Origin of the sequence: Gluconobacter sp. R75690 (genome assembly GCF_015244525.1) — a bacterium.
Taxonomy (GTDB): Bacteria; Pseudomonadota; Alphaproteobacteria; order Acetobacterales; family Acetobacteraceae; genus Gluconobacter; species Gluconobacter potus.
Genome location: NZ_JABCQB010000001.1, coordinates 1 through 21,565, shown reverse-complemented (window position 1 = coordinate 21,565; position 21,565 = coordinate 1). Strand labels below are relative to the sequence as shown.

The window sequence follows — 21,565 nt, the reverse complement described above, 5'->3', positions numbered from 1 at the left end:
CGCTTAAAGCGCCGCAGAGAAGGAGAACATCGCCGTGAAACCGGCCCCTATGATGTAAAGCGGAGCCGAGCCAGCGATTGTCGATCCGTTCATGGCACGCGCAGATTTTGCATTGAACTGCGTACTGTAGATCCCGGAAAGATAGTGATTGTTTGTCAGATTGACGAGATTGAGCTGAATCTTGGGCGCCTTGACCGGGCCAATTTTCGGCAGACGATAACCCAGAGTCATATCAACCGTCTTGAAACCGGGAAGTTTTTCGTCGTTCATGAACGTCGAATACTGGCTCGATGCATAATGCATCTGGATATTACCAAAGATCCGACTGTCATTATAGTTTACGCCAAGGTTGGCCGTCCATGTCGGCGAACCCGTCGCAGTATTTCCGGCAGTCCGAAGATATGTTCCCTGGGTCGGAATGTTGTTGTCAATCGTTGCATGCAGGTATTCACCCGATGCAAAAATGGAGAAGTGGTGAAACGGCGTTGTCCCAACCGAGACATCCGCACCCCGGCTTGTCTGGCCGCCAGCATTGACATACTGCGTAACCAGTCCTGCATTCTGAACAACAACCGTCTGAACCTGACGGTTCGTGAAGTTATAGTTGAAAAGCGTTAGCTGGGCGTTGATCATCTTGCCGTTATAGCGATAGCCAAGCTCCTCGATGATCGACGTTTCGATCTTCTGGTCGCGGGATGCCCGTCCCGTGATCTTGCCCGTGCTGGCACTGACGGAGTCCGCAATCTGGCTCGGATCCGGAACACGGGAGTTCACACCCGCATCCATGAAAATCTCATGCTCGTCATTGAAATCATACCGCGCCCCAATGCTCGGCATCGGAGCTGTCTGATTGTTGTTGATGTTATAGGTCACGCCGGGAATACGGTTGAAGTCCTGCGCGCGGTAGAACAGATATTTGAAACCAGCCTCAAGCGAAAGACGGTGATTCAGATAGGATGCACGATCGCCCAGGAAAATCTGGTTCGTCTGGATGCGGTTGAGCACGTCAGAGAAATTGTAGAGCTTTCCGTTTGGCAGATAGACGGCCGAGGACGTACTGCCCCACAGGCTTTTGGGGCTACCAGAAGCATTCAGATAGTTGAACTGACCTGCCTGTGACTGCTCCGTAAAGCCATACCAGTCTCCGAAGATCAGACGGTTATGCTCGCCAATTTTCCATTCAAGCTTCGCATTGATGCCCGAACGCATGAACAGCGCTGGTGAATTGGAATACAACAGTGCCGAGTTGGCCGTAGAGCCGTTTCCTGTCTCAAGCTGAAGTCCCGAGATCTTCTGCGTGCCCTGGTAGGCCGAAGACGCAGACAGGTTCATTGCACCCGGAATGGCTGCTTCTGCCCAGTAGAGATACGGGTCAACATCCAATGCAAGGTTATGCGACAGCGCAAAATGCTGGTTCAGGGTCGCAAACATGCCCTGATAGACATTCTGGTGCAGCTTGTAATAGTTGGTGTCACCCGACGTGAATTTGCTCGTATAATTGTAGTTCTTGCCGTAGGTGTTCCACGCAGACATGCTTGGAGGACGCTCGAGCTGGAAGTTGAGCTTGGTCCATTCCACTGCAAGGGTCGTCTGGTGGCCACCCTGCCAGTCCTTGATGAATTTGGCATCCACGTGCTCGCGCCAGTTATGCCCCGGACCGCGCCAGTCATCACCGACGAAGTTGGAATAGGACACAAAGCCACGCACCCCGGTATTCCCGATATCACCCGTATCAATACGCCCATAAACCTGACGGGTATTATGGGCGCCATAGGTAATATTGGTTGATGCTCCCAGCTTGTGATCGGGATTATGCAGAGCCATGCGGATCGTACCCGCAGCACCATTGGAACCTGGCAGATCGAAGCTGGTTGATCCAGGGCTGAGCCGGACTTCCTCAAGGTTCAGCGCATCCACCGCTTCCTGAGGATAGAATGTACCATCATTGGTGATTGGAGAATTCTCGTACAGCCAGATGATCTCATTGTTGTTCAGCCCACGGACCGTGATGTTTCCCGGCTCGATACCATAGGGATCCTGCGTCGCCACAACCGCTCCCGGCTGCATCGCCATCAGCTGTTCGGGATTGGCTGTAGCCGGCTGCGTCTCGATGAAAGCACGGGTCGTTGCAACGGAAGAGCGGATATCCTTGGTCATGGACAGCAGGCCGCCGCCGCTCTGCCGACGCGTATGCACGGCAATCGCTTCGATATCACCCTTGGCATCAACGCTTTTCGGCCCCTTGGACCCGCCTTTGACCGGCTTCGGCTTTCCTGCTTTCGCCTGCGGCTGAGAGGCGGATGCTGACGTAGAATGCCTGCTCTTGGTGTCCGCTCCATATGCTACGGTACCAGCTCCGTAAATCAGGCCAGTCGTAGACAGAAGCAGTATTCGTGCAGCTGACCAGTGTCTCATCGCTCTGCTCCCTATAATACCATGATGGTCGCGTGTTTTACTGTGACTGTCGCTCTCCCCGGAGGCGATGCCGTACAGCAATATTAAGCAACGCGAAAATGTTTCCGTTTCGTGATGATATAAGCATCCGAATATTTGAGGCGGCAACAAATTGGTTATTAGGAGATCAGCAGCGCTATATCGTCTCGTGATAGCTTCCTCACAAACAGCACGAAAATCCGACAGAAAAAGCCAATATTTCAATTACTTGTTATTATTCACAGTCTTATACCACCCTGCGGATTTTAGAGGTTTTAGTCGGATTCAGGTTTGATTAGGGTAATTTTCGGCAAGCGAGAGAAGGATTCCCTGTAATCGGTTCGGATTCGAATCCATATCAGTAGATGGTATTCGTTCTTTCGTTACAAACATGAGCTGGCCTTACAGGTCTGGCTGCCAAGGTATCCTGCCCACCCGGGCACCGGTTTTGCGGAACACAGATTTATACGGAGCGCGACATGTTGCTTGTGAGGGGTGGCCACGTCATCATCGATACCGGAACGATCCTGAAGGATGCGGCCATCTGTATCGAAGGCGAGACGGTCGAGGAATTCGGTTCATGGTCAGAGATGCAGCAGAAATATCCTGCTGCCGATGTCATCGGTGATGGAACTTCGCTCGTCATGCCGGGCCTTATCGACGCCCATTCCCATGGCCGTGGCCTGTCGCCCATCCAGAAGGGCGTCCTCTACGACTACCTCGAGAACGCCTTTCTCGACTGGTCGGCAATGGTCTATCTGCCGAACGACCTGTGTTCCGCCCTTTCAGCGGTCCGTCATCTGCGTGGCGGCTGCACGACGATCCATCACACGGGCTGGAACGACGAAGGTCCCAAGGCGTTGGAACAGGCCCGTCAGGCCATCAACAGCTATCGCGAAACCGGTATCCGCCTGGCCTATTCGCCAGCAGTGCGTGACCGCAACCGGTTCTGCATTGATGAAGGGGACTTCCTCAAGACCCTCCCGGTCGAACTGCACGATTTCGTTCTGCCGATGACGCGCTATGATGCCCGCGCGATTGCAGACGGCTATCTCGACCTGTTCGAGACCCTGCACCGCGAGGAAGACTCTCCCATGAGCCGGGTTCTCCATGGCCCTTCATGGGCGCATGGCTCCACGGATGAGTTCTTCACCCGCATCCGCGACAGCGCCGACTCCCACGGTGGCACTCCAATCCATATCCATACACTCCAGACCCCTCATCAGCGCGCCTGGAGCATCAAGACCTTCGGATGTTCCCTGGTGGAACATCTGGACCGCATCGGTCTGCTGGGGCCCAACACCACGCTGGGTCACGCCGTCTGGCTGTCGGAAAAGGACATCGACCTCATCGCCGAGCGCGGTGCCAGCACGACGCATCATGGCTCCTGCAACCTGCATGTCCGCAATGGCATTTCCCCGGTCTGGTACATGATGCGCAAAGGCATCAACGTCGCTCTCGGCATCGACGACAAGTCCCTGAACGATGACGATGACGTGCTGATGGAACTGCGGATGTCGGCCATGCTCTCGCGTGTTCCGGGCTTCGATCTGGCGGACATGCCTCCCCTGACGTCTGCCCAGATCCTGTCCATGGGAACGACAAACGCGGCCCGGACGCTGGGTTTCGAGCAGAATCACGGCACCCTTCAGGTTGGCGCGGCTGCTGATCTCGCAGTCATGGAGACGGGTTCCATGCTTCACGACCCCTGGACTTCGGAAAATCTCTCCATCCCCGACCTGCTGCTATGGCGCGGAAAAGGACAGGATGTCCGAGACGTCGTCGTCAACGGCCGCATTGTAATCCGTGACCGGAAGTTCCAGACCATTGATGTCAAAGGGCTGTATGGTGAAATCCGCAGCTACGTGAAGCATCACGAGACGAAGGCCGCAACACCCGAGCGTATCTCCGCACTCGCCAAACTGCGTCCCTATTTTCATGACTGGCACCGCAAGATGCTGGATCACCTCGATATTTCGGAACCGTTCTATCTCGTCAATGGCCGTCGCTAAACCACAACACGCCCGGTTCCGGGGGAGTACTCTCCGCAGTGTTCCCCAGTCCTTATCATCGCTGAGGAAAATCATGATGCATCGTCGCTCCCTGCTGACCGGAATGCTCACCCTTGCCGGAACATCCCTGATCGGGAGAGCCCACGCATCAACTCTGGAGAGTGTGCGCCAGCAGGGCTTCATGCGCATTGCGACAACAGGAGCCAATGCGCCCTACAGTTTTCTGGACGCTGACGGAACCCTGACAGGTTTCGATCTCGAATGGTCCCGGCTGATCTGCAAAGGCCTTGGTGTCGAGCCACGTTTTTCCTACCTGTCCTGGAGCGGGATCCTCCCCGGCCTGATGGCCGGCCAGTATGACGCTGTCATGAGCGCCGTCCGCGTCACCCCGGAGCGCAAGGCCAGCTTCGTTTTTTCAGAGCCTTACTGCACTGATTCCGCTGCGGTGATCGTACGGGCTGACAACACCTCCATTCATGAAGTCGAGGATCTGCACGGACTGACCATCGGCGTCGCATCCGGCAGCATTCTTGAAGACGTGGCCCATAATCAGGCCAAACCCGGCACGCTACGCTCCTATCCGGGCCTGCCTGACATCATCATGGATGTCATGTCCGGCCGTCTGGACGCCGGGATTGTCGGACGTGGCGGCGCGCAATATGCCATCAGACAGCAGCAGGTGCCCCTCAAGCTCGTCGGACGTGAAATCGATCCCCATCCTCTGGCAATGATCCTGCCATCCGGCTCCGAAACACTTGCAGCAGCCGTCTCGGAACAGATCCGCGCCAGACAGGCAGACGGTCAGGCCAAATCCCTGTCCAATCACTGGTTTGGAGCCTGAAATCCGTGGTGAACTGGCATTTCGTCGCCCATATCATGCCGCGCCTCCTCCGGGCCTGCGGCGTCACGCTCGAAATCAGCATGGCGGCGCTGCTTATGGCCACCTGCCTCGGGTTGTGTATTGCGCTGGCACGCCTGTCGTCGATGCGCGCCATCTCACTTCTGGCCTGGGGATATGTCTGGATTCTACGAGGCACGCCTCTGCTGCTTCAGCTCTTCGCAGTCTACTATGCCGTCCCCCAGAGCGGCTTCCGGCTTGATCCATGGAGCGCCGGCATCCTGACGCTCGGCCTCAATTCCGCAGCCTATTTCTCCGAAATTTTCCGCGCTGCCATCCAGTCCGTCCCGTCAGGACAGGCCGAAGCAGCAGCCGCGGTCGGTCTTGCGCCTTTTCAGATCATGCGCCGCATCGTCCTGCCACAGGCGCTCAAACCCGCATTGCCCCCTTATGTCGGACAGGCCATCACACTCATCAAGAATTCGTCGCTTGTGTCCGTCATTGCCGTACCGGATCTGATGCTGACCGCCCAGAGCATCTATTCCGTAACATTCAAGGTGACGGAAGTGATGGTCGCAACCGGCATTCTCTATCTGGCAATCACCACCGTTCTCCAGATCGCACAGGCGTGGATCGAACGCCGCCTCAGCTATTACACGGTGCGCTGACATGACCGTTGTTTCCTTCCAGAACGCCTCCAAATCCTTCGGAGAGCGCCAAGTCCTTACGGACATCACATTCGATGTCCCACAAGGGCAGGTCGTTTCCCTGATCGGCCCCTCCGGTGCGGGAAAGTCCACCCTGCTCCGCTGCGTCAACCAGTTGGATCGCCATACCTCCGGCAGCATTTCTGTCGCCGGTCAGCAAATCTCGCCCTCCTGTCGCCAGCGCGACCTCATACAACTGCGCCGGCATGTCGGAATGGTTTTCCAGTCCTTCAACCTGTGGCCGCATCTCTCGGCGATCGGTAACGTGATGGAAGGTCCCGTGACTGTCCTTGGCACACCACGCGCACAGGCACGCGAACAGGCTGCGGCACTGCTGGAGCAGGTTGGTCTTTCCGCCCATGCCGACAAGTATCCGGGCCAGCTCTCCGGCGGACAGCAGCAGCGCGTGGCCATCGCCCGCGCCCTCGCCATGCAGCCCAAGGTCATGCTTTTCGACGAAGCCACAAGCGCACTTGATCCCGAAATGGTGCAGGAAGTGCTCGGCGTCATGGAAAAACTGGCCGAGAGCGGGATGACCATGCTGGTTGTCACACATGAAATGGCCTTCGCACGCCGTATCGGCCATCGCGTCCTTTTCATGGTGGATGGACAGATCGTGGAAGACGAAAGACCCGAGACCTTCTTCACCGCACCTGCCACCGAACGTGGACGCGCCTTTCTTTCAAGAGCCCTGCCAGCATGAGCCGCATCGAAGCCGTAGACGGACTGGCCTTCCGCCTTCCCTCATCCCTGACTGGTCAGCCACGCGACGAGGAATGCTTCCTCCTGCGGATCGTCACTGAAGACGGTCTGACGGGATGGGGTGAAGCCCATGGTAGTCCCTTCCTGTCCCGCGCCGTGGTGAACGCACCCAAAACCCATGTCACCGCGCAAGGGCTACGCTGCATCCTGCTCGGCGCCGATGCATCCGACATCCCGGCCCTGCGCCGCCGGATGGAAAAGGACACCCAGTGGATCGGTCGTGACGGTGTGGTCATGCAGGCCATCGCCGCGGCCGAACTGGCTTTATGGGATCTGGCCGGGCAACGCGCGGACCTCCCCATCAGCCATCTGCTCTCGCCCAAAGCCCGGACATCCATCGCCTGCTACGCGAGCGACAAGGTTGCCGCCACGCCGGAAGCCACGGCGCTGCGCATCGGTGCGGAACGTGAGGCCGGCTTTCGGGCCCACAAGCTGGGCTGGCCGCCTTTCGGTGCCAGCGAGGAAAGCGACGTCGCCTTCCTTCAGGCCGCACGCAACGTCGCCCCCGATGCAACATTGATGGTGGATGCCGCACAGGCCTTTACGCTGGACGAAGCCCTCTCCCGCGCCCGGGCCTTCGAGCCTTTCAATCTTGCCTGGATCGAGGAACCCCTCAACCGCGACGATCTGGACGGTCAGAAGAACCTACGCAAGCAAAGCGCCGTCCCGATCGCGTCTGGTGAGGGCGAGTGCGGGATTATTGGCCTGAAACGGATTGCCCCTCTGGTGGACATCCTGCAGCCGGACATCACACGCTGCGGCCTGCTCGCAGCCTGCGAAATTGCCCCGCAGGTCCCGCAGGTCTGCAGCCATTCTTTCACGACACCGCTGAACATCGCCATGCATGCCCACTGGCTGGCAGCAATGCCCAATGCGCTGTTTCTGGAATGGCCCATGTCCAAGGCGGCACTCTGGACGCCCTATTTTCAGGGAAATCTCGCTCCCATAAATGGCGAGGTTCTTCTTCCGCAATCCCCCGGATGGGGTATCCGTCCGGATCTGGACGCACTGGCTCCTTTTGTCATGCCCTCTGAAGGCTGAAACGCAGAAAGGGAGAGAGCCACAGGCTCCCTCCCTTTAACAGGACAGTTTCGCAGGAAAAAAGTCAGCTCTGCCGGACGTACCGGATGCAGGCCTGCGCCAGCGCTCGTGTTGAGTCCACGTAAGGCAGGATATCTCCGATCGCCTCACGCAACAGCGGCAGTTCCGTACAGCCAAGAATAACCGCATCCGCCCCACGTGCCTTCAGCCGTCGGCTCGCGTCCCGCACAGGTGCGATCGCCGCAGTGGTGTTCCCGCCTTTCACCAGGCGTATGACCTCGTTGATGAGGGCCTGCTCTTCGGCATCAGGAATCATGCACGCAAAACCCGCCTTCTCGAGACGATGGCGATAAAACCCGGACATGATGGTTCCTGCAGTCGCCATCAACGCCACAGCCTGCACCTGACCTCCGTCATTCCGCAGCCGACCGAGGTCCTCGCAGACCGCATCCGCAATGTGCAGAACGGGAATATCCAGTGCGGCCGCAATATCGGAGTGAAAATGATGAGCGGTATTGCACGGAATGACGAGTGCCGTAGCGCCCGCCCTCTGAAGCCGCACAGCATGATCCTGCAACATCGGCAGCGGAGACGGGGCAGTGGCATCCAGAATGGAGGTACTGCGGTCCGGTATGACCGGGTCAGAGAAGATCAGAAGCGGAATATGCTCCTGATCCACCTTCGCTGAGGTATTGGCAATGACCTGCCCCATGAAATCCGCGGTTGCCGCAGGGCCCATTCCGCCCAGAACGCCAATCAGCTTAACGGGCTGATCCACGACGCTGTCCCTGTTTGAGGATAATCCGCCCGATGGCGGCAGAAACGGCCGACCCGACCGGATCAATGACGCGGACCCCCAGGCGCTCCTCCAGAGGCTCGCGGAAATGGGACATGCTCGCGCAGCCCGTCAGGACAATATCCGCCCCACGTGCCACAAGGGCCTGTCCGGCTTCCAGCATCCGGTCCAGCAGTTCCGGAGAAGTCGCCTCGACCGCGTTCGATGAAATGTCCTGACTTCCCACATACCGGTCAGCCACACCCATCATGCGGATCTTGCGACGCTGTCGATAGGTAGAAAGGATCGACAAAGAAATGATCCCGAACTGGTCTGCTTCTGTCAGGGCCTGAAGGATTGCATTTTCACCGCATCCAAGGATGATTTTTTCCGGGAACGTTTCCCGGGCCCCCAGCAGACCTGGATCACTGAAACAGGCAATGACATAGGCATCAGCTTCGTTTTCCGACACGATCCTGCGCACCATTGGCGCAATATCATCCGCATCCTGCTGATACGATACGCCCGGCGGAGCGCCCGGTGTGCCCCGAACGTCGATCCTGACAGGAGAAAGCGCCCGGAAATGCTCAACTTCACGATCAATTGCCGCCGTGACCAGCTCCGAGGAATTCGGGTTGATGACCAGTATTTTGGCGGTATCCGTCATAAAAAATCCCCACTGACAGGTTGGAAAAACCGCATTTCATTTACGGATGATGGCCCCCACCTGCTCGGTAATCGGGGTGTACCATTGCGGGCGCCGATGTGCCTCGAAGTTGAACATCTTGGACTTGCCCTGCAAGCACTGGCCCATGTCGCAGTCCGCAACAACGACTTCATCTACAAGAGTTTTCGTTTCCGCAACAATCTGTCCGTCCGGATCAACGATGCATGACCCGCCGATCAGTCCGGATCCGTCCTCGTTACCAGCTTTGGCAACCGCCACACTCCAGCACGCATTCATGTAGGAATTGGACTGCGCCACGAGCTGGGCGTGGAAAGTCCGCAGTGCCGCACTTTCGGTGTCGCCGCCATTGGGATCGTAAGCCGCCGAATTGTAGCCGACACAGAGCAGTTCCATGCCCTGCAATGCCAGACATCGCCAAGCTTCCGGCCAGCGGCGGTCATTGCAGATCAGCATGCCAATAATGGCATCCTTCAGCGCCGGACCAGAATGGACGACCGGGAAGCCCATGTCCCCATATTCAAAATAGCGCTTCTCAAGCTGCTGATAGACCGCACCGGGACGCGGTTCGACCGAACCGGGGAGATGGATCTTGCGATATTTCCCCATGATCTGCCCATCCGGACCGACCAGAACGGACGTATTGAATCGCTGGCCGTCCGGCGTTAATTCCGCATAACCAAGATAGAATGAAACTCCGAGTTCCCGTGCCCGGTCGAACAGCGGCTGAACATTGGGATTCGGCATCGACTTTTCAAAATAGTCTTCCAGTTCCTGTCCTTCCAGAAGCCAGCGCGGGAAGAACGTCGTCAGCGCCAGCTCCGGAAAAACCACCAGCTCGGCACCCTGCCCGGCAGACTGTTCCAGAAGCGTTATGAGCCGGGCAAGCGTGTCTGCCCTTGAGTCCGTACGCTGGGTGGGCCCCATCTGGGCGGCAGCAATTCTGATAATGCGGCTCATTGTGTTCTCGAAGCTGTATTGGAGGAGAATAGGTATTGCGTCTATTTTTGACCCGTCTTGACGTTATGGAAATTCCGAAATCGAATCAATTAAAGGCCTATAACAATTGAATGACCTCTATTTGAATTTCTTATACATATACCGCCGGTCTGAAATGTGGGATCGCTTCCAGAAGCTGCGCCGTATAATCGCTTTGCGGGGTCTGGAAGATATCCTCACACTGCCCAGCCTCAACGATCCTCCCCTTCCGCAGAATGATCGCGCGGTCGCACAGCATGCGCACAACATGCAGGTCATGGCTGACGAACAGATAGGACATGCCCTGCTCCCGCCGCAGCCGTTCAAGAAGCGCTAGGACCTCGGCCTGCACCAGCACATCCAGCGCAGCTGTCGGTTCATCAAGAATCAGCAGGTCTGGTGATACAATAATCGCCCGCGCAATACCCACACGGGCGCATTGTCCTCCCGACATCTGGTGTGGATAACGCTCCAGTATATCTTCCGACAGCCCGACGGACCGCGCGGTCTGCACGACAAGCTCCCGAAGCGTATCTCCCTCAGGAACCGGTCCCATCCGCAGCAGTGGATCAACAATAGACCGGAAAGCCGTGTAACGCGGATTGAGGCTGCCTGCCGCGTCCTGAAAAACGAACTGGATCTGCCGACGCTGTGGCGCCCGATAAAAGTCCTCGGCGGGAACTGCACTGATCGACGTTCCGTTGAACAGAATTTCACCGCCGTCCGCGTCCACCAGACGACTGACAAGCCGGGAAATCGTGCTTTTCCCCGAACCGGACTCTCCGATCAGTCCAAGACATTCGCCCTGACGGATAGAAAAGGACACGTCATCCACGGCCCGGAACCCGCTCTGATATTCCTTCACCAGATTTCGCACTTCAAGCAATGGCACAGGACCACTGTCCTGCCAGGCGGCCGCATCCTCCGGCATTTCCAGTAGCGATGTTTTATTGGGACATGCTGCAACCAGCCGACGCGTATAGTCGTTCTGTGGGGTGCTAAAGAGCATTTCGGGCGTCCCGTGCTCTACGATTTCACCATGTCGCATAACCGCAACATCATCGCAGTACTGCGCTGCCATTCCCAGATCATGCGTCACGAGAATCATGCCCATGTCCTGCTCGCGCGTCAGGCGCAGAAGCAGATCCATCGCCGATTTCTGCGTCAGAACGTCCAGACCCGTGGTTGGCTCATCCGCAATGATCAGATCAGGAGAACATGCCACTGCCATGGCAATGACGATGCGCTGGCACAGACCACCTGAAAGCTGATGGGGATACGCATTCAGACACCGAGAAACGTCCGTAATGCTCACCTGATGCATCAGTTCCACAAGCCGCACCTGCAATGCAGCACGGTCCAGTCTGTCGTGAGCCCGGATCACGTCCGCAAGCTGGTCTCGCACCCGCCGTGTCGGATTGAGCGCCGCGCGCGGATTCTGGAACACCATCGCAATGCCCGCCCCGCGCAGGCTGCGCGGAACGTGACGTGTAATATCCTGCCCCCGGAACCGGATCGTCCCTTCCGTCACGACAGCCTGTTTCGGCAGCAGTCCCATCGTGGTCAGCCCTGTTACGGACTTGCCCGAGCCGCTTTCTCCCACAAGCGCAAGCACCTTCCCGCGCTCAAGGGACAGGGAAATGCCATGCAGGACTTCCCTTCTGCTCCGGTCAGATGTGAAGCTGACGCGAAGACCATCAATGGTCAGAAGAGGTTCGTTCATGAGCGTGTCCTCGGATCGAGCAGGTCCCGCAGGCCATCACCCAGCAGGTTGAAGCACAGGATGGTCACCATCAGCATTCCACCTGGAAACACGACCAGCCACCACCGCCCCGAGGACATGAAATGTGCCCCGTTGGCGACCATCACCCCCCATTCAGGCGTCGGTACCGGAATCCCCAGCCCCAGAAAGGACAGCCCAGCGGCATTGAGAATAGCCCAGCCCAGATTGAGGGAAGCCTGCACGACAATGGTCGGCAAAATGTTGGGCAGCAGGAACATCAGTACGATGCGCGTGGGCGACGTTCCGCTGACATGCGCCGCCTCTACCCAACCCAGATTACGCCGCGCCGCAACCTCACTTCGGGCGATCCGGATATAGAACGGGAAATTAATGATGGCCGTCGCATAAATCAGATTGGCGATCGAGTTCCCCAGAACCGCCACAAGCGCCATGGCCATGACGAACAATGGAAACGCTGTCAGTACATCCACAATACGTCCCGTCACACGGTCCAGCCAGCCCCCCTGATATCCACAGAAACACCCGACTGTCACACCAGCCACAAGCGAGATTGTCACGGCAGAAACGGCAATCGACAGGTCGAGGCGCGCCGCCACAAGAATCCGGCTGAATACATCACGCCCCAGTTCGTCGGTTCCGAACCAGTGCTGCCCGTCAGGCGCAAGAAGCGCATGCGGCACGTCCGAGCCCAGCGGATCATATGGCGATATTACCGGGGCAAGCGCAGCCAGAAGCACGATGATCGAAAGACCACCGATCGCCAGCGCTGCCACAGGCTGCTGACGGATAAAACGTCCGATCCCGAAGCGCTTTGAGCGCGTTGTGACATTCGTCATGGTCATTCCACACTCACCCGCGGGTCTAACACACCCAGCAGCAGGTCAATCACCAGATTTACCAGAATGAACAGGCACGCCATCAGCAGGATAAACTCCTGCACCGGCGCATAATCGGACGAAACGAGCGCATCGAGCGCATAGGACGCCACGCCCGGCCAGGAGAAAATCTTCTCCACCAGCACATTCGCCCCCATCATGGTCGAAAATACGATCCCCACCGTCGTCAGGACCGGCATCAATGCATTGCGCAGCGTGTAGACAATCATGATCCGCCAGGTCGGAAGCCCCATGGCTCGTGCAGTCCGAATATAATCCGCCCCCAGCACCGAAATCACTGCCGCCCGCGTCATGCGGGTCAGAGGCGCAATCACAAACAGCGCCATCGTCATGGCCGGCAGAACAAGCTGACCGGCAGCTTCGTGCCACGCTGTCCAGTCTCCCGCCAGCGCACTGTCAATCAGGAGGAGGCCCGTCAGCCGTGGAGGCTGGGGAAGGAAGATATTGATCCGGCCTGTCGGATCCGGAGCAAGGCCCAGCCAGTAATAGAAGACGTAAACCAGCAGGATGCCCGAGACGAACGGCGGTATGCAGAAGCAGGCCGAACAGAAAGCGCGGACGAACTGGTCATATTTCGAGCCGGACCACCAGGCCGCCGTCAGACCCAGCGGCAGGGAAATCAGTAGGCTGAAAGCCAGTGCCGTCAGCGTCAGTTCGAGCGAGGCAGGCAGGCGCTCGTGCATATCCTGCGCCACGGACTGGCCGGTCGTCAGGGAACGGCCGAGATCACCCATCGCGAGATTTTCGAGATAGTGCAGGAACTGGACGGGCATGGGCGCGTCCAGCCCCATCTTGTGGCGCAGTTCCTGAATTTCAGCCTGTCCGGCATTGGGGCCAGAAGCAAAATAGACGGCCGGATCACCGGGAAGCACCCGCATCATGATGAAGGTGAAGAGAATGACGCAGAAGAGCGCGGGAAGTGCCGCACCCAGACGCAGTCCGATCCGGCGGACCAAAGGCGGGAGGAGATGTTTTTCCGCGGACATGGTCAGCTCCGGGCCAGGGTACGGAAATCGACCTGACGGTAATACTGGTATGTAAAGCCAGTGAGATCAGGGACGGTCACGGCATCCATGTTGGGCTGCCACAGAAGGATCAGCGGAACCTGATCGACGAGCAGGTCCAGCATGGCCTGACATTCGGCCACATAGGCCGCCTCGTCCGTTTCAAAACGGGCCTTTTCCACAAGCTCCACCATGTGCGGGCTGTTCCAGTTGGAGAAATTCCAGCGCTGGTCACGGGTGAAATACAGGTAGAAGAAATAATAGGCATGCTCGATCCAGCCAGCCGCGGTGTCGGTGTAGAAATCGAGCTGTCGCCGAGCCTGCATGGTGTTGAACTGCGCATCCGGGAGCTTGTCGATCCTGACCGTAATGCCGATATGGCCCAGCGCTTCCTGGATCAGCGCGGCCATGGGCTCGGCTGTGGTCGTCTGGCTGGTGGCATAGGAAAAAGTCGTGTGAAAACCCTCGGGATGGCCAGCTTTCGCCAGCATTTCGCGCGCTTTCTGGACATTCTGCGAGAATGGCAGGGGCTGTGGGAAATCCGGCGCCTGAGACTGCCCTGACCAGTCTGCACCATAAAGGGGTTTGCCGCGTCCAAAGATACTGGCTGCAAACAGGTCCTGATACGGCAGAGCCAGCGCAATGGCACGACGGACGAGCACGTTATTGAACGGCGCGCTCTGGGTATTGAAAGCCAGATGTGTGAAGCAGTTACTCTCCACGACGGAATCGATATGGACCTTGCCGCGACGGGAAAGCGCCATGATATCATAGGCTTCAAGATCGATAACGATGTCGGCATCTCCGCGTTCGATCAGCCCGGCGCGGGTGGTCGCTTCAGGAACGGTCTGGCTGATGATCCGCTCGAAAAAAGGCGCTGCTCCACCGTGCCAGCCGTCATGACGGGTCAGGGTGACATTCACGCCGGGTTTGAAATTTTCGACGCGGAAAGCGCCCCCGGCCGCCGTATTGTGCTGGAGCCACTGCTGGGCCCAGGGATCGTCTGATGTGACATGCTGTCGGGCCAGCCGACTGTTGACCATGATGGCGTAGGGCATGGCCAGATTGGCCATCGCCAGACGGTCAGGCTTGGGCAGGGAAATCTCGATGGTGCGCTCACCGGCGATGCGGAACTGATCCGGTGTGGTCAGGGATCCGCTGCTGAACTGGGGGCGGGCCAGGGAATTGGCCGAGACACAGCGATCAAGGGACCATTTGATGTCTTCAGCCGTGACGGGTGTGCCGTCATGCCAGACGGCATTATCCTGCAGATGAAGCGTAAGGCTCCGCTGATCGGCACTGATCTCGCAGGATTCAGCGAGTTCGCCCTGCAGATGCGTGGGATCAAACGTCGCGAAAGCCCCGATGGAACGGCTGCCAAACGTCATGAGGCGATCATAGACATTCATGCTCAGCCCGAAGGACTCACGGGTTGACCCGAGCATGGTAGGGTCAAGCGTATTGATGGCGCCACCCGTCACATGGCGCAGCGTCTCCCTTCGGGACTGCGCCAAGGCAGCACCCTGCGGATACGGCAGGGTCAGGGCAGCGCCCGCACCGAGGGTCGAAGCCAGGAAGGTCCGGCGACTGAGGGGATGTCTGGCCATAGGCTCAGGCATCTTCCAGTGTCATGGGATGACCTGCAGGCCAGCGCAGTTCAGCCTGCCGGATGTCATACCCTTTCAGGTCCTGCCAATAAGCTTCCACATCGTCGCGGAAGAGGGCACCGGTAATACCGGAGACCAGTTTGGGCACGGAGAATTTCATGGCGTTGATGGATGATCCGGACGGGCCAAAACTCATCGTGGCCGCGATGGAGAACAGATGGATGTTCCGCAGCCACGGCGTTTCACCGGGGGCGCGCTCCTGAAGCGTGTAGTCGTTGCCCAGATAGGGAAAGGCCGACAGGCGGCTGTTCTGCTCATCCGGAGCTGGCGTAAAGCGGTCTTCCCAGCGCGCGATATTTCCGGCGGCACGGGCCAGTTCGGGGCGCTGCGCGGGATTGTGCTCGATGCCTGTGGCGCAGATGACGTAATCCGCTTCGAAAGGCCCCTGCGCTGTCTCCAGCAGGATTTTTTCCCCGTCCATGTGGGCACCGTTCCAGCCAGCTCCCGTATGAAGACGGAAATTCATATGCTTCGCGCAGCGGTCCCATGTGGGCTGGGGGAAGCCTTCACGCAGGCCAAGAATGTAGTTCATGAAGCGCCATTTCCAGACGTCGTCGAGTTCGGAAAAATGCTTCAAAAAGCCTGTAAAAGTCAGCCACAGATAGGGCTGCACAAGCTGCGGCTCCACCCGGCGACAGAAGAGATGCACCTCCCCTGCCCCCGCTTCCAGAGCAGTTGCGGCATTGTCGAACGCGGACGCACCAGCCCCGAGGATGGCGACACGCTTTCCGCGCAGAGCGGAGAAGTCGATGCCCTCCGCCGTATGGGCGCGGACCCGTGAAGGCAGTGCCTCGATAAAGCCCGGCATGGACCAGCGGCCCAGGCTCTCCTGTCCCGTGGCAAGAACAACCTTGCGGGCATAACGGCGCACCGGCTCAGCCCCTGCGTTTTGGAGCAAGACGCACAAACCGCCTTCACAGGGCTCGATGTCCAGAACAGTCGTATCATTCTGGACGGGGATTCCAACGGTATCACGCAGCCAGAGCAGATATTCGACCCAGTGCTGCTTGGTGATCAGATGCAGTGCCGTCCAGCTCTCCGGTCCAAACTTCGCTTCATGCCAGCTCTGATAGGTCAGGGATGGAATGTCGAGATCGGGACCGGTGAAGTCCTTCGGACTGCGGAGCGTATGCATCCGGGCATAGCTCAGCCAGGGCCCCTCCAGCCCCCGGGGAGCCTGATCGACCACCAAAATATTGCGGACCTCATCACGCATCAGCCCGAATGCCGCAGCAAGCCCGCTCTGCCCACCGCCCACGATCAGCACATCGAGCATCGCCTCGCCGGAGGGAGCGTCGTGCCGAAACGTCCAGGGGCGCCGCGGATGAGCAATGCGGTCAAGGTCGTCCCGAACGCGGGCTGTCAGTTCGGCCAGGGCGCGGTCTGTCTGCGGGAGGGCATCTGAGGTCATTTTGTACACCGCCTGTCATCTGAAATATCGTTTGCAGAAGAGAACGAAAAGCGGCTGATGTGAACTGTTTTCCCGGCTTTTTCGATTGCGAATCATTGCCGGGTATAAGCCACCTCAATACCGTCCCGGAATAAAGAGCAGAATTGTAATTATTCCATCTCCCGTCCTGTCGACAGGGTGTTGGAAACTGTTCCACAGTGGTGCTGCATACGCCTGTGAAGGGGAAAATCCATGGATCTGGGTCTGAATGGAAAAACGGCTCTCGTGGTCGGAGCAAGCCGAGGGCTGGGACGTGCAATCGCGATTGGCCTGTGTGCCGAAGGTGTCCATGTCCTGGCGGCCTCGCGGCATCCCGCTGACATCGAAGCCTGGCGTGCTGAACTGCCTGAAGAGCAGCGCAACCGTATTACAGCGCTGCAGGCCGATCTTAAGGACCGTGCATCCATTATCGCACTGGCAGACAGCGTTCTGGCCAGCGGAGGCGTGGACATTCTCGTCAACAACAGCGGTGGCCCCCCACCCGGCCTCGTCAGCGGTTTCTCCGACGAGGACTGGATCGCCCAGTTCACGGTCATGGCCAGCCGCTTCTTCCTGCTGGCATCCCGGCTGGTTCCCGGGATGCGGGAGCGAAAATGGGGGCGCGTGCTGACTGTAGGGTCATCAGGCATCATGCAGCCCATCCCCGGACTTGGTCTCTCCAACGGAATCCGCGGGGCGATTGCCGGCTGGTCCAAGACACTCAGCAACGAGGTTGCAGCGGATGGTGTGACGGTCAACATGCTGATCCCCGGGCGCATTCATACGGATCGCCTCGACCAGCTCGATGGTGCGGCGGCCTCTCGTGACGGAATAACGGTCGAAGAAGTTGCCAGCCGCTCCCTGCGCAACATTCCCGCCGGACGTTATGGGCGGCCGGAAGAATTTGCCGACGCCGCGGTTTTTCTGGCCAGCGAACGGGCCTCCTACATCACCGGCAGCCAACTCCGGATCGACGGGGGGATGATCCGGAGTGTGTGATGGCGCCTGATCTGTCTTCCCTGCTGGAAGCAGAAGATTATCGCACAGCCGCACGTCGTTATCTGCCCCGGGTCCTGTTCGAATACATGGACCGGGGAAGCGAACGCGAAACAGCCCTCAGACTGGGAAGAGCCGCGCTGGACCGTCTGCGGATCGTGCCGTCCGTCCTCACCGACGCCAGCGACTGCGACCTGTCCTGCAACGTTCTGGGGGAAACATTACCTACCCCCCTGATCGTCGCCCCCACGGCCATTGCAGGCATGATCCGCCCCGGCGGAGAAGCCCGGATCGCCTCGGCTGCGACCCGGTTGGGAATACCGGTCTGCCTGGCGACACAATCCATCGTGCCGATCGAAACCGTTGCACGGGCAGGACGGGGAAATGTGTGGTTTCAGCTCTATGTCTGGCAGGACCGGAAACGGACGCTGGAACTGCTGGAACGTGTCAAAGCCGCTGGTGTAGAAACACTGGTGATCACAGTAGACACGGCCGTGCAGCCGTTACGTCACTACAATAGGCGCAATGGGTTCAGCATGGGATTCCGGGCAACGCCAAGGTCTGTTCTCGACATTGCTTCCCATCCGCGCTGGGCATGGAATGCACTTCTGCGCCCTTTGCTGCGGGGGCGTGGAATCCCGGATTTTCCGCATTATCCGGAATATCTGCGTCCGGACGTCCTGCGTCCCCGGCAGGACCCGTCCGTACGGCTGGCACGAGACGTGACGTGGCAGGATATCGAACATCTGCGCGTAGTCTGGAAAGGAAAGCTTGTGCTCAAGGGAATTCTGTCCCCTGAAGATGTCATCCGCGCCAGACGGATCGGGATTGATGGCGTTGTCGTCTCGACACATGGGGCGCGCAATCTTGATTCAGCACCTGCCGTGGCGGATGTGCTTCCTTCCCTGGCAGACGAAGCCGGGAACATGACGGTCATCGCCGATAGCGGCATCCGGCAGGGAAGCGACGTTTTCAAACTGCTCGCTCTTGGCGCGGATGCGGTCATGGTCGGACGTCTGCCACTGTATGGTCTTGCCGCGGGCGGAGCCGAGGGGGTGGAGCGCATCCTGAACATGCTTCTGGACGAACTGCGCGTAACGATGGGACTGAGTGGGCAGACTGCTTTGTCAGAGCTGGAGCTGAATAGCCTCCTGAACGTCAGGGGGCAGGAGTAATACGACGCTCCAGAAGCCGGTCTTTCCTGCTTCTGGAGCAACATGCCCGTGAGCTATGTGGAAGGAACAGATCCCTTACGGATCAACCTCCAGAAAAAAACCGTGGCAACTCCCAGCATCAGGGCATCCATAATCAGCCCGCGGGCATAGGCTGACGTCGAACCGGAAAGAGACGCAAAGACCACCGGACCAAAGAAATTCCCGAGGTTCCCGAATGAATTGATCAGCGCAACCCCGGCGGCTGCCTGAACGCCGTGCAGAAAACGTCCGGGCAAGCCCCACATCAACCCCAGGATCACGAAAAGTGCGGCCGTAGCCAGCGTGAGCAGGCCCCCCTGCCCTGCAAGAGATGGTGAGAGCGTCATGCTTGCCAGTGCAAGGCAGGCAATCACCAGAGCACTGAGAATGCGTCTGTTATCAGTGGCCGTCCCGGTTCGCCTCACGCATATCAGAAGAGCCACGGCACCCGCAAAATATGGAACGGTCGCAAGCCGGAGAACATTGTGCCGGTCGAACCCGACATGAGCAATCATCTGGGGCAGCCAGAAATGGATCGTGCCGCTCACAAAAGAAATACAGAAGAAAACAACGGCAATCTTCCAGACGATCGGGAACCTGAACGCGCCAAGAAACAGGTCAAGGGAGCGCGACTGCCGGGAAGCCTTCAGATAGGCAAGACGACCGGCCATAACTGTCCGCTCATCTTCTGTCAGCCACGCGGCGTGCTCCAGCCGCTCAGGAAGATAATGATAGAGGAGAACACCCAGAAGGATTGAGGGAAGCCCTTCAATCAGAAAAAGCCATTGCCATCCGTGCAGATTCCATGTCCCGTTCAAGTGCAAGATGACACTTGCAAGCAGTGATGACACAGCGCTCGCCACGGGGATGACCACAATCAGATAGCTGACGACCCGTGCATGGAGCTTGGGCGGAAAGGTCTGCATCAGGAAAAAGAGAATTCCGGGATAAAAACCGGATTCCGCCACCCCGAGCACGAAACGCATGACGAGAAACTCGGTCCCGTTCCCGATAAAGGCCATGCCTGCAGAGACAAGCCCCCAGGCAATCATGCAGACTGAAAGCCACAATCTGGCTCCCAGTCGACCAAGGATGTAATTGCCCGGCATCTCAAAGAGAACATAGCCGATAAAGAAAATTCCGGCGCCCAGTCCATAAGTCGTGCCTGAAAGCAGGAGGTCATGGCGCATGTCACCGGCAGCAAAGCTGACATTGACCCGGTCTACATAAGCAAAAAAAAAACACAGGACGAGAAGCGGCATCAGACGAATGAGCAGCTTTCTGTCAAGCGGATCAAATCCTGGCATTATTCTCTCCGCAGGCTTTTGCCCTGCCGACGCTACTCACGTCCACAGGGCAAGAGGATGTCAGGCATCAGGAGCTTCAACAAAGGTCCCGTCAAATATAACACGATCAGCTGGCACGCGCTGTGAAGGCACTTCACGCACCCGCAGATCTTCCGGAAGAATCTCGGCCGGAGCCTGCTTTCCGATGGCGATTGCGGTTTCAAAAGCATAATCGGCCGGCAGGCGCAGACCCGCATGGGTCAGGTCGACATCACTGACACCACTCATGGTATGAGCCGCCCATCCAGCATGGTGCGCCTGCAAAAGGACAAGCATGGCAGCAGCCCCGGCATCATAGGAATGAGTGCGGGAAAAAACACGATCCGGCGTTGTTCTCGGAATCATGGTGGTACGCGATGCAATATAGACGAGCGCTGACGCTGACTTGGCCCATCTCTGGTTCACCGGCTTCAGCCAGGACAGGAACTGTTCCCAGTTTTCCGTTCCCCTCCGGGCGTACATGAACCGCCACGGCTGCGAATTATACTGGGAGGGAGCCCAACGGCCCGCTTCGAGAATTTCACGAAGAGCTTCGTCAGAAATGGTTTCGTCCGTAAAGGCGCGGGGGGACCAGCGATTGACGATCATTTTCATGATTGAGGAAGATGCTTCGCGGTTGGGGGCTTCGGTCATCACGGATCTCATGTTGTGGGAATGGAAATATCACGCAGCATGCTGACGAAGCCCAACCCTAACAGGATTTCCGTTTCGTGTTGGTATCATAATAAATCCGAGGCTATAGCTTCAGGAAATAGCGTGTTCCTGAAGCCTGCCGTGAAATATCGGGGTTTCCAGTCGGCACCATTACCGACGTTTTTGGATACGGACGGCCCCAGCCTCCAGAAGCTGTCATACTCTCCTTCTTGTTCTGTTTTTTTACTTTCGGTGAAACAGGTGGAGAGTTCTAAAAACTCCACGGTTTTGTGTACGTCTCTGTGATTCCATTTTTCCGGTGTTGATGTTCAAAATCCTGGTGATCCAGACACTGAACAAGCTCTCCGACGAGCGGATGGAAGACCTGATCAATGACCGTCTGTCTTTTATGCGCTTCCTTGGTCT

General features: G+C 58.0%; 18 protein-coding genes and 1 pseudogene. 8 read left to right on the top strand and 11 right to left on the bottom strand.

Going from position 1 to position 21,565, the window contains the following annotated elements; genetic code table 11:
- Positions 1-3 precede the first annotated feature (3 nt).
- A complete protein-coding gene (locus tag HKD27_RS00095) occupies positions 4-2,415 on the bottom strand; it encodes a TonB-dependent receptor (protein ID WP_194688336.1) in 2,412 nt (803 codons plus the stop codon).
- Between the two features lie 497 nt (positions 2,416-2,912).
- Here HKD27_RS00095 and HKD27_RS00090 point away from each other — a divergent pair, with 497 nt between their 5' ends.
- The 5 genes from HKD27_RS00090 to HKD27_RS00070 all read left to right on the top strand — a co-directional run bounded on the left by HKD27_RS00090 (position 2,913) and on the right by HKD27_RS00070 (position 7,793).
- Positions 2,913-4,445, top strand: a complete 1,533-nt coding sequence (locus tag HKD27_RS00090; RefSeq protein WP_194688337.1) for an amidohydrolase family protein — start codon at positions 2,913-2,915, stop codon at positions 4,443-4,445.
- A gap of 73 nt (positions 4,446-4,518) precedes the next feature.
- Positions 4,519-5,286: an ABC transporter substrate-binding protein gene (locus HKD27_RS00085; protein WP_194688338.1), complete on the top strand. Its 768-nt coding sequence runs from the start codon at positions 4,519-4,521 to the stop codon at positions 5,284-5,286.
- A 5-nt stretch (positions 5,287-5,291) separates the two neighbouring features.
- Complete coding sequence (locus HKD27_RS00080) at positions 5,292-5,951, top strand: amino acid ABC transporter permease (protein ID WP_194688339.1); 660 nt, start codon at positions 5,292-5,294, stop codon at positions 5,949-5,951.
- Between the two features lies 1 nt (position 5,952).
- A complete protein-coding gene (locus tag HKD27_RS00075) occupies positions 5,953-6,693 on the top strand; it encodes an amino acid ABC transporter ATP-binding protein (protein ID WP_194688340.1) in 741 nt (246 codons plus the stop codon).
- A complete protein-coding gene (locus HKD27_RS00070) occupies positions 6,690-7,793 on the top strand; it encodes a mandelate racemase/muconate lactonizing enzyme family protein (protein WP_194688341.1) in 1,104 nt (367 codons plus the stop codon). Before HKD27_RS00075 ends, HKD27_RS00070 begins: the two co-directional genes overlap by 4 nt.
- 64 nt (positions 7,794-7,857) lie before the next feature.
- Here the strand turns inward: HKD27_RS00070 and HKD27_RS00065 are convergent, their stop codons facing one another.
- The 8 genes from HKD27_RS00065 to HKD27_RS00030 all read right to left on the bottom strand — a co-directional run bounded on the left by HKD27_RS00065 (position 7,858) and on the right by HKD27_RS00030 (position 16,953).
- A complete protein-coding gene (locus HKD27_RS00065; protein ID WP_197436588.1) occupies positions 7,858-8,571 on the bottom strand; it encodes an amino acid racemase in 714 nt (237 codons plus the stop codon).
- Positions 8,555-9,235 (bottom strand): aspartate/glutamate racemase family protein, encoded by a 681-nt coding sequence (locus HKD27_RS00060; protein ID WP_194688342.1) that lies wholly within the window; start codon positions 9,233-9,235, stop codon positions 8,555-8,557. The genes HKD27_RS00065 and HKD27_RS00060 overlap by 17 nt, the downstream gene beginning before the upstream one ends.
- Before the next feature lie 36 nt (positions 9,236-9,271).
- Positions 9,272-10,213 (bottom strand): N-carbamoyl-D-amino-acid hydrolase, encoded by a 942-nt coding sequence (locus tag HKD27_RS00055; protein ID WP_194688343.1) that lies wholly within the window; start codon positions 10,211-10,213, stop codon positions 9,272-9,274.
- A gap of 130 nt (positions 10,214-10,343) precedes the next feature.
- On the bottom strand, positions 10,344-11,954 hold the full coding sequence (nikE, locus tag HKD27_RS00050; RefSeq protein WP_194688344.1) for an ABC transporter ATP-binding protein: 1,611 nt from the start codon (positions 11,952-11,954) through the stop codon (positions 10,344-10,346).
- A complete protein-coding gene (locus HKD27_RS00045; protein WP_194688345.1) occupies positions 11,951-12,811 on the bottom strand; it encodes an ABC transporter permease in 861 nt (286 codons plus the stop codon). Before HKD27_RS00045 ends, nikE begins: the two co-directional genes overlap by 4 nt.
- A 2-nt stretch (positions 12,812-12,813) precedes the next feature.
- Positions 12,814-13,857: an ABC transporter permease gene (locus HKD27_RS00040; protein ID WP_194688346.1), complete on the bottom strand. Its 1,044-nt coding sequence runs from the start codon at positions 13,855-13,857 to the stop codon at positions 12,814-12,816.
- A 2-nt stretch (positions 13,858-13,859) separates the two neighbouring features.
- Positions 13,860-15,494: an ABC transporter substrate-binding protein gene (locus tag HKD27_RS00035; protein WP_228518262.1), complete on the bottom strand. Its 1,635-nt coding sequence runs from the start codon at positions 15,492-15,494 to the stop codon at positions 13,860-13,862.
- Positions 15,487-16,953: an NAD(P)-binding domain-containing protein gene (locus HKD27_RS00030; RefSeq protein ID WP_194688348.1), complete on the bottom strand. Its 1,467-nt coding sequence runs from the start codon at positions 16,951-16,953 to the stop codon at positions 15,487-15,489. Before HKD27_RS00030 ends, HKD27_RS00035 begins: the two co-directional genes overlap by 8 nt.
- A gap of 231 nt (positions 16,954-17,184) precedes the next feature.
- On the opposite strand from HKD27_RS00030, the gene HKD27_RS00025 reads away from it, so the two are divergent.
- Both HKD27_RS00025 and HKD27_RS00020 read left to right on the top strand, forming a co-directional pair.
- On the top strand, positions 17,185-17,970 hold the full coding sequence (locus tag HKD27_RS00025; RefSeq protein ID WP_194688349.1) for an SDR family oxidoreductase: 786 nt from the start codon (positions 17,185-17,187) through the stop codon (positions 17,968-17,970).
- Positions 17,970-19,142 carry an alpha-hydroxy acid oxidase gene (locus HKD27_RS00020; RefSeq protein ID WP_197436587.1) on the top strand — a complete coding sequence of 391 codons (1,173 nt, stop codon included), beginning with the start codon at positions 17,970-17,972 and terminating at the stop codon, positions 19,140-19,142. The genes HKD27_RS00025 and HKD27_RS00020 overlap by 1 nt, the downstream gene beginning before the upstream one ends.
- A gap of 53 nt (positions 19,143-19,195) precedes the next feature.
- Here the strand turns inward: HKD27_RS00020 and HKD27_RS00015 are convergent, their stop codons facing one another.
- Both HKD27_RS00015 and HKD27_RS00010 read right to left on the bottom strand, forming a co-directional pair.
- Positions 19,196-20,467 (bottom strand): MFS transporter, encoded by a 1,272-nt coding sequence (locus tag HKD27_RS00015; protein WP_194688350.1) that lies wholly within the window; start codon positions 20,465-20,467, stop codon positions 19,196-19,198.
- Between the two features lie 60 nt (positions 20,468-20,527).
- Entirely contained in the window at positions 20,528-21,139 is a 612-nt protein-coding gene (locus tag HKD27_RS00010; RefSeq protein ID WP_194688351.1) for a nitroreductase family protein, read from the bottom strand.
- A gap of 319 nt (positions 21,140-21,458) precedes the next feature.
- On the opposite strand from HKD27_RS00010, the pseudogene HKD27_RS00005 reads away from it, so the two are divergent.
- Positions 21,459-21,565, top strand: a pseudogene (locus tag HKD27_RS00005) (transposase); the annotation flags it as partial.

Coding starts and splice junctions, on each gene's coding strand:
- HKD27_RS00075 (WP_194688340.1), top strand. CDS start 5,953: ATGACCGTTGTTTCCTTCCAGAACGCCTCCAAATCCTTCGGAGAGCGC.
- HKD27_RS00085 (WP_194688338.1), top strand. CDS start 4,519: ATGATGCATCGTCGCTCCCTGCTGACCGGAATGCTCACCCTTGCCGGA.
- HKD27_RS00055 (WP_194688343.1), bottom strand. CDS start 10,213: ATGAGCCGCATTATCAGAATTGCTGCCGCCCAGATGGGGCCCACCCAG.
- HKD27_RS00040 (WP_194688346.1), bottom strand. CDS start 13,857: ATGTCCGCGGAAAAACATCTCCTCCCGCCTTTGGTCCGCCGGATCGGA.
- HKD27_RS00025 (WP_194688349.1), top strand. CDS start 17,185: ATGGATCTGGGTCTGAATGGAAAAACGGCTCTCGTGGTCGGAGCAAGC.
- HKD27_RS00070 (WP_194688341.1), top strand. CDS start 6,690: ATGAGCCGCATCGAAGCCGTAGACGGACTGGCCTTCCGCCTTCCCTCA.
- HKD27_RS00095 (WP_194688336.1), bottom strand. CDS start 2,415: ATGAGACACTGGTCAGCTGCACGAATACTGCTTCTGTCTACGACTGGC.
- HKD27_RS00090 (WP_194688337.1), top strand. CDS start 2,913: ATGTTGCTTGTGAGGGGTGGCCACGTCATCATCGATACCGGAACGATC.
- HKD27_RS00020 (WP_197436587.1), top strand. CDS start 17,970: ATGGCGCCTGATCTGTCTTCCCTGCTGGAAGCAGAAGATTATCGCACA.
- HKD27_RS00030 (WP_194688348.1), bottom strand. CDS start 16,953: ATGACCTCAGATGCCCTCCCGCAGACAGACCGCGCCCTGGCCGAACTG.
- HKD27_RS00035 (WP_228518262.1), bottom strand. CDS start 15,494: ATGCCTGAGCCTATGGCCAGACATCCCCTCAGTCGCCGGACCTTCCTG.
- HKD27_RS00060 (WP_194688342.1), bottom strand. CDS start 9,235: ATGACGGATACCGCCAAAATACTGGTCATCAACCCGAATTCCTCGGAG.
- HKD27_RS00010 (WP_194688351.1), bottom strand. CDS start 21,139: ATGACCGAAGCCCCCAACCGCGAAGCATCTTCCTCAATCATGAAAATG.
- nikE (WP_194688344.1), bottom strand. CDS start 11,954: ATGAACGAACCTCTTCTGACCATTGATGGTCTTCGCGTCAGCTTCACA.
- HKD27_RS00045 (WP_194688345.1), bottom strand. CDS start 12,811: ATGACGAATGTCACAACGCGCTCAAAGCGCTTCGGGATCGGACGTTTT.
- HKD27_RS00015 (WP_194688350.1), bottom strand. CDS start 20,467: ATGCCAGGATTTGATCCGCTTGACAGAAAGCTGCTCATTCGTCTGATG.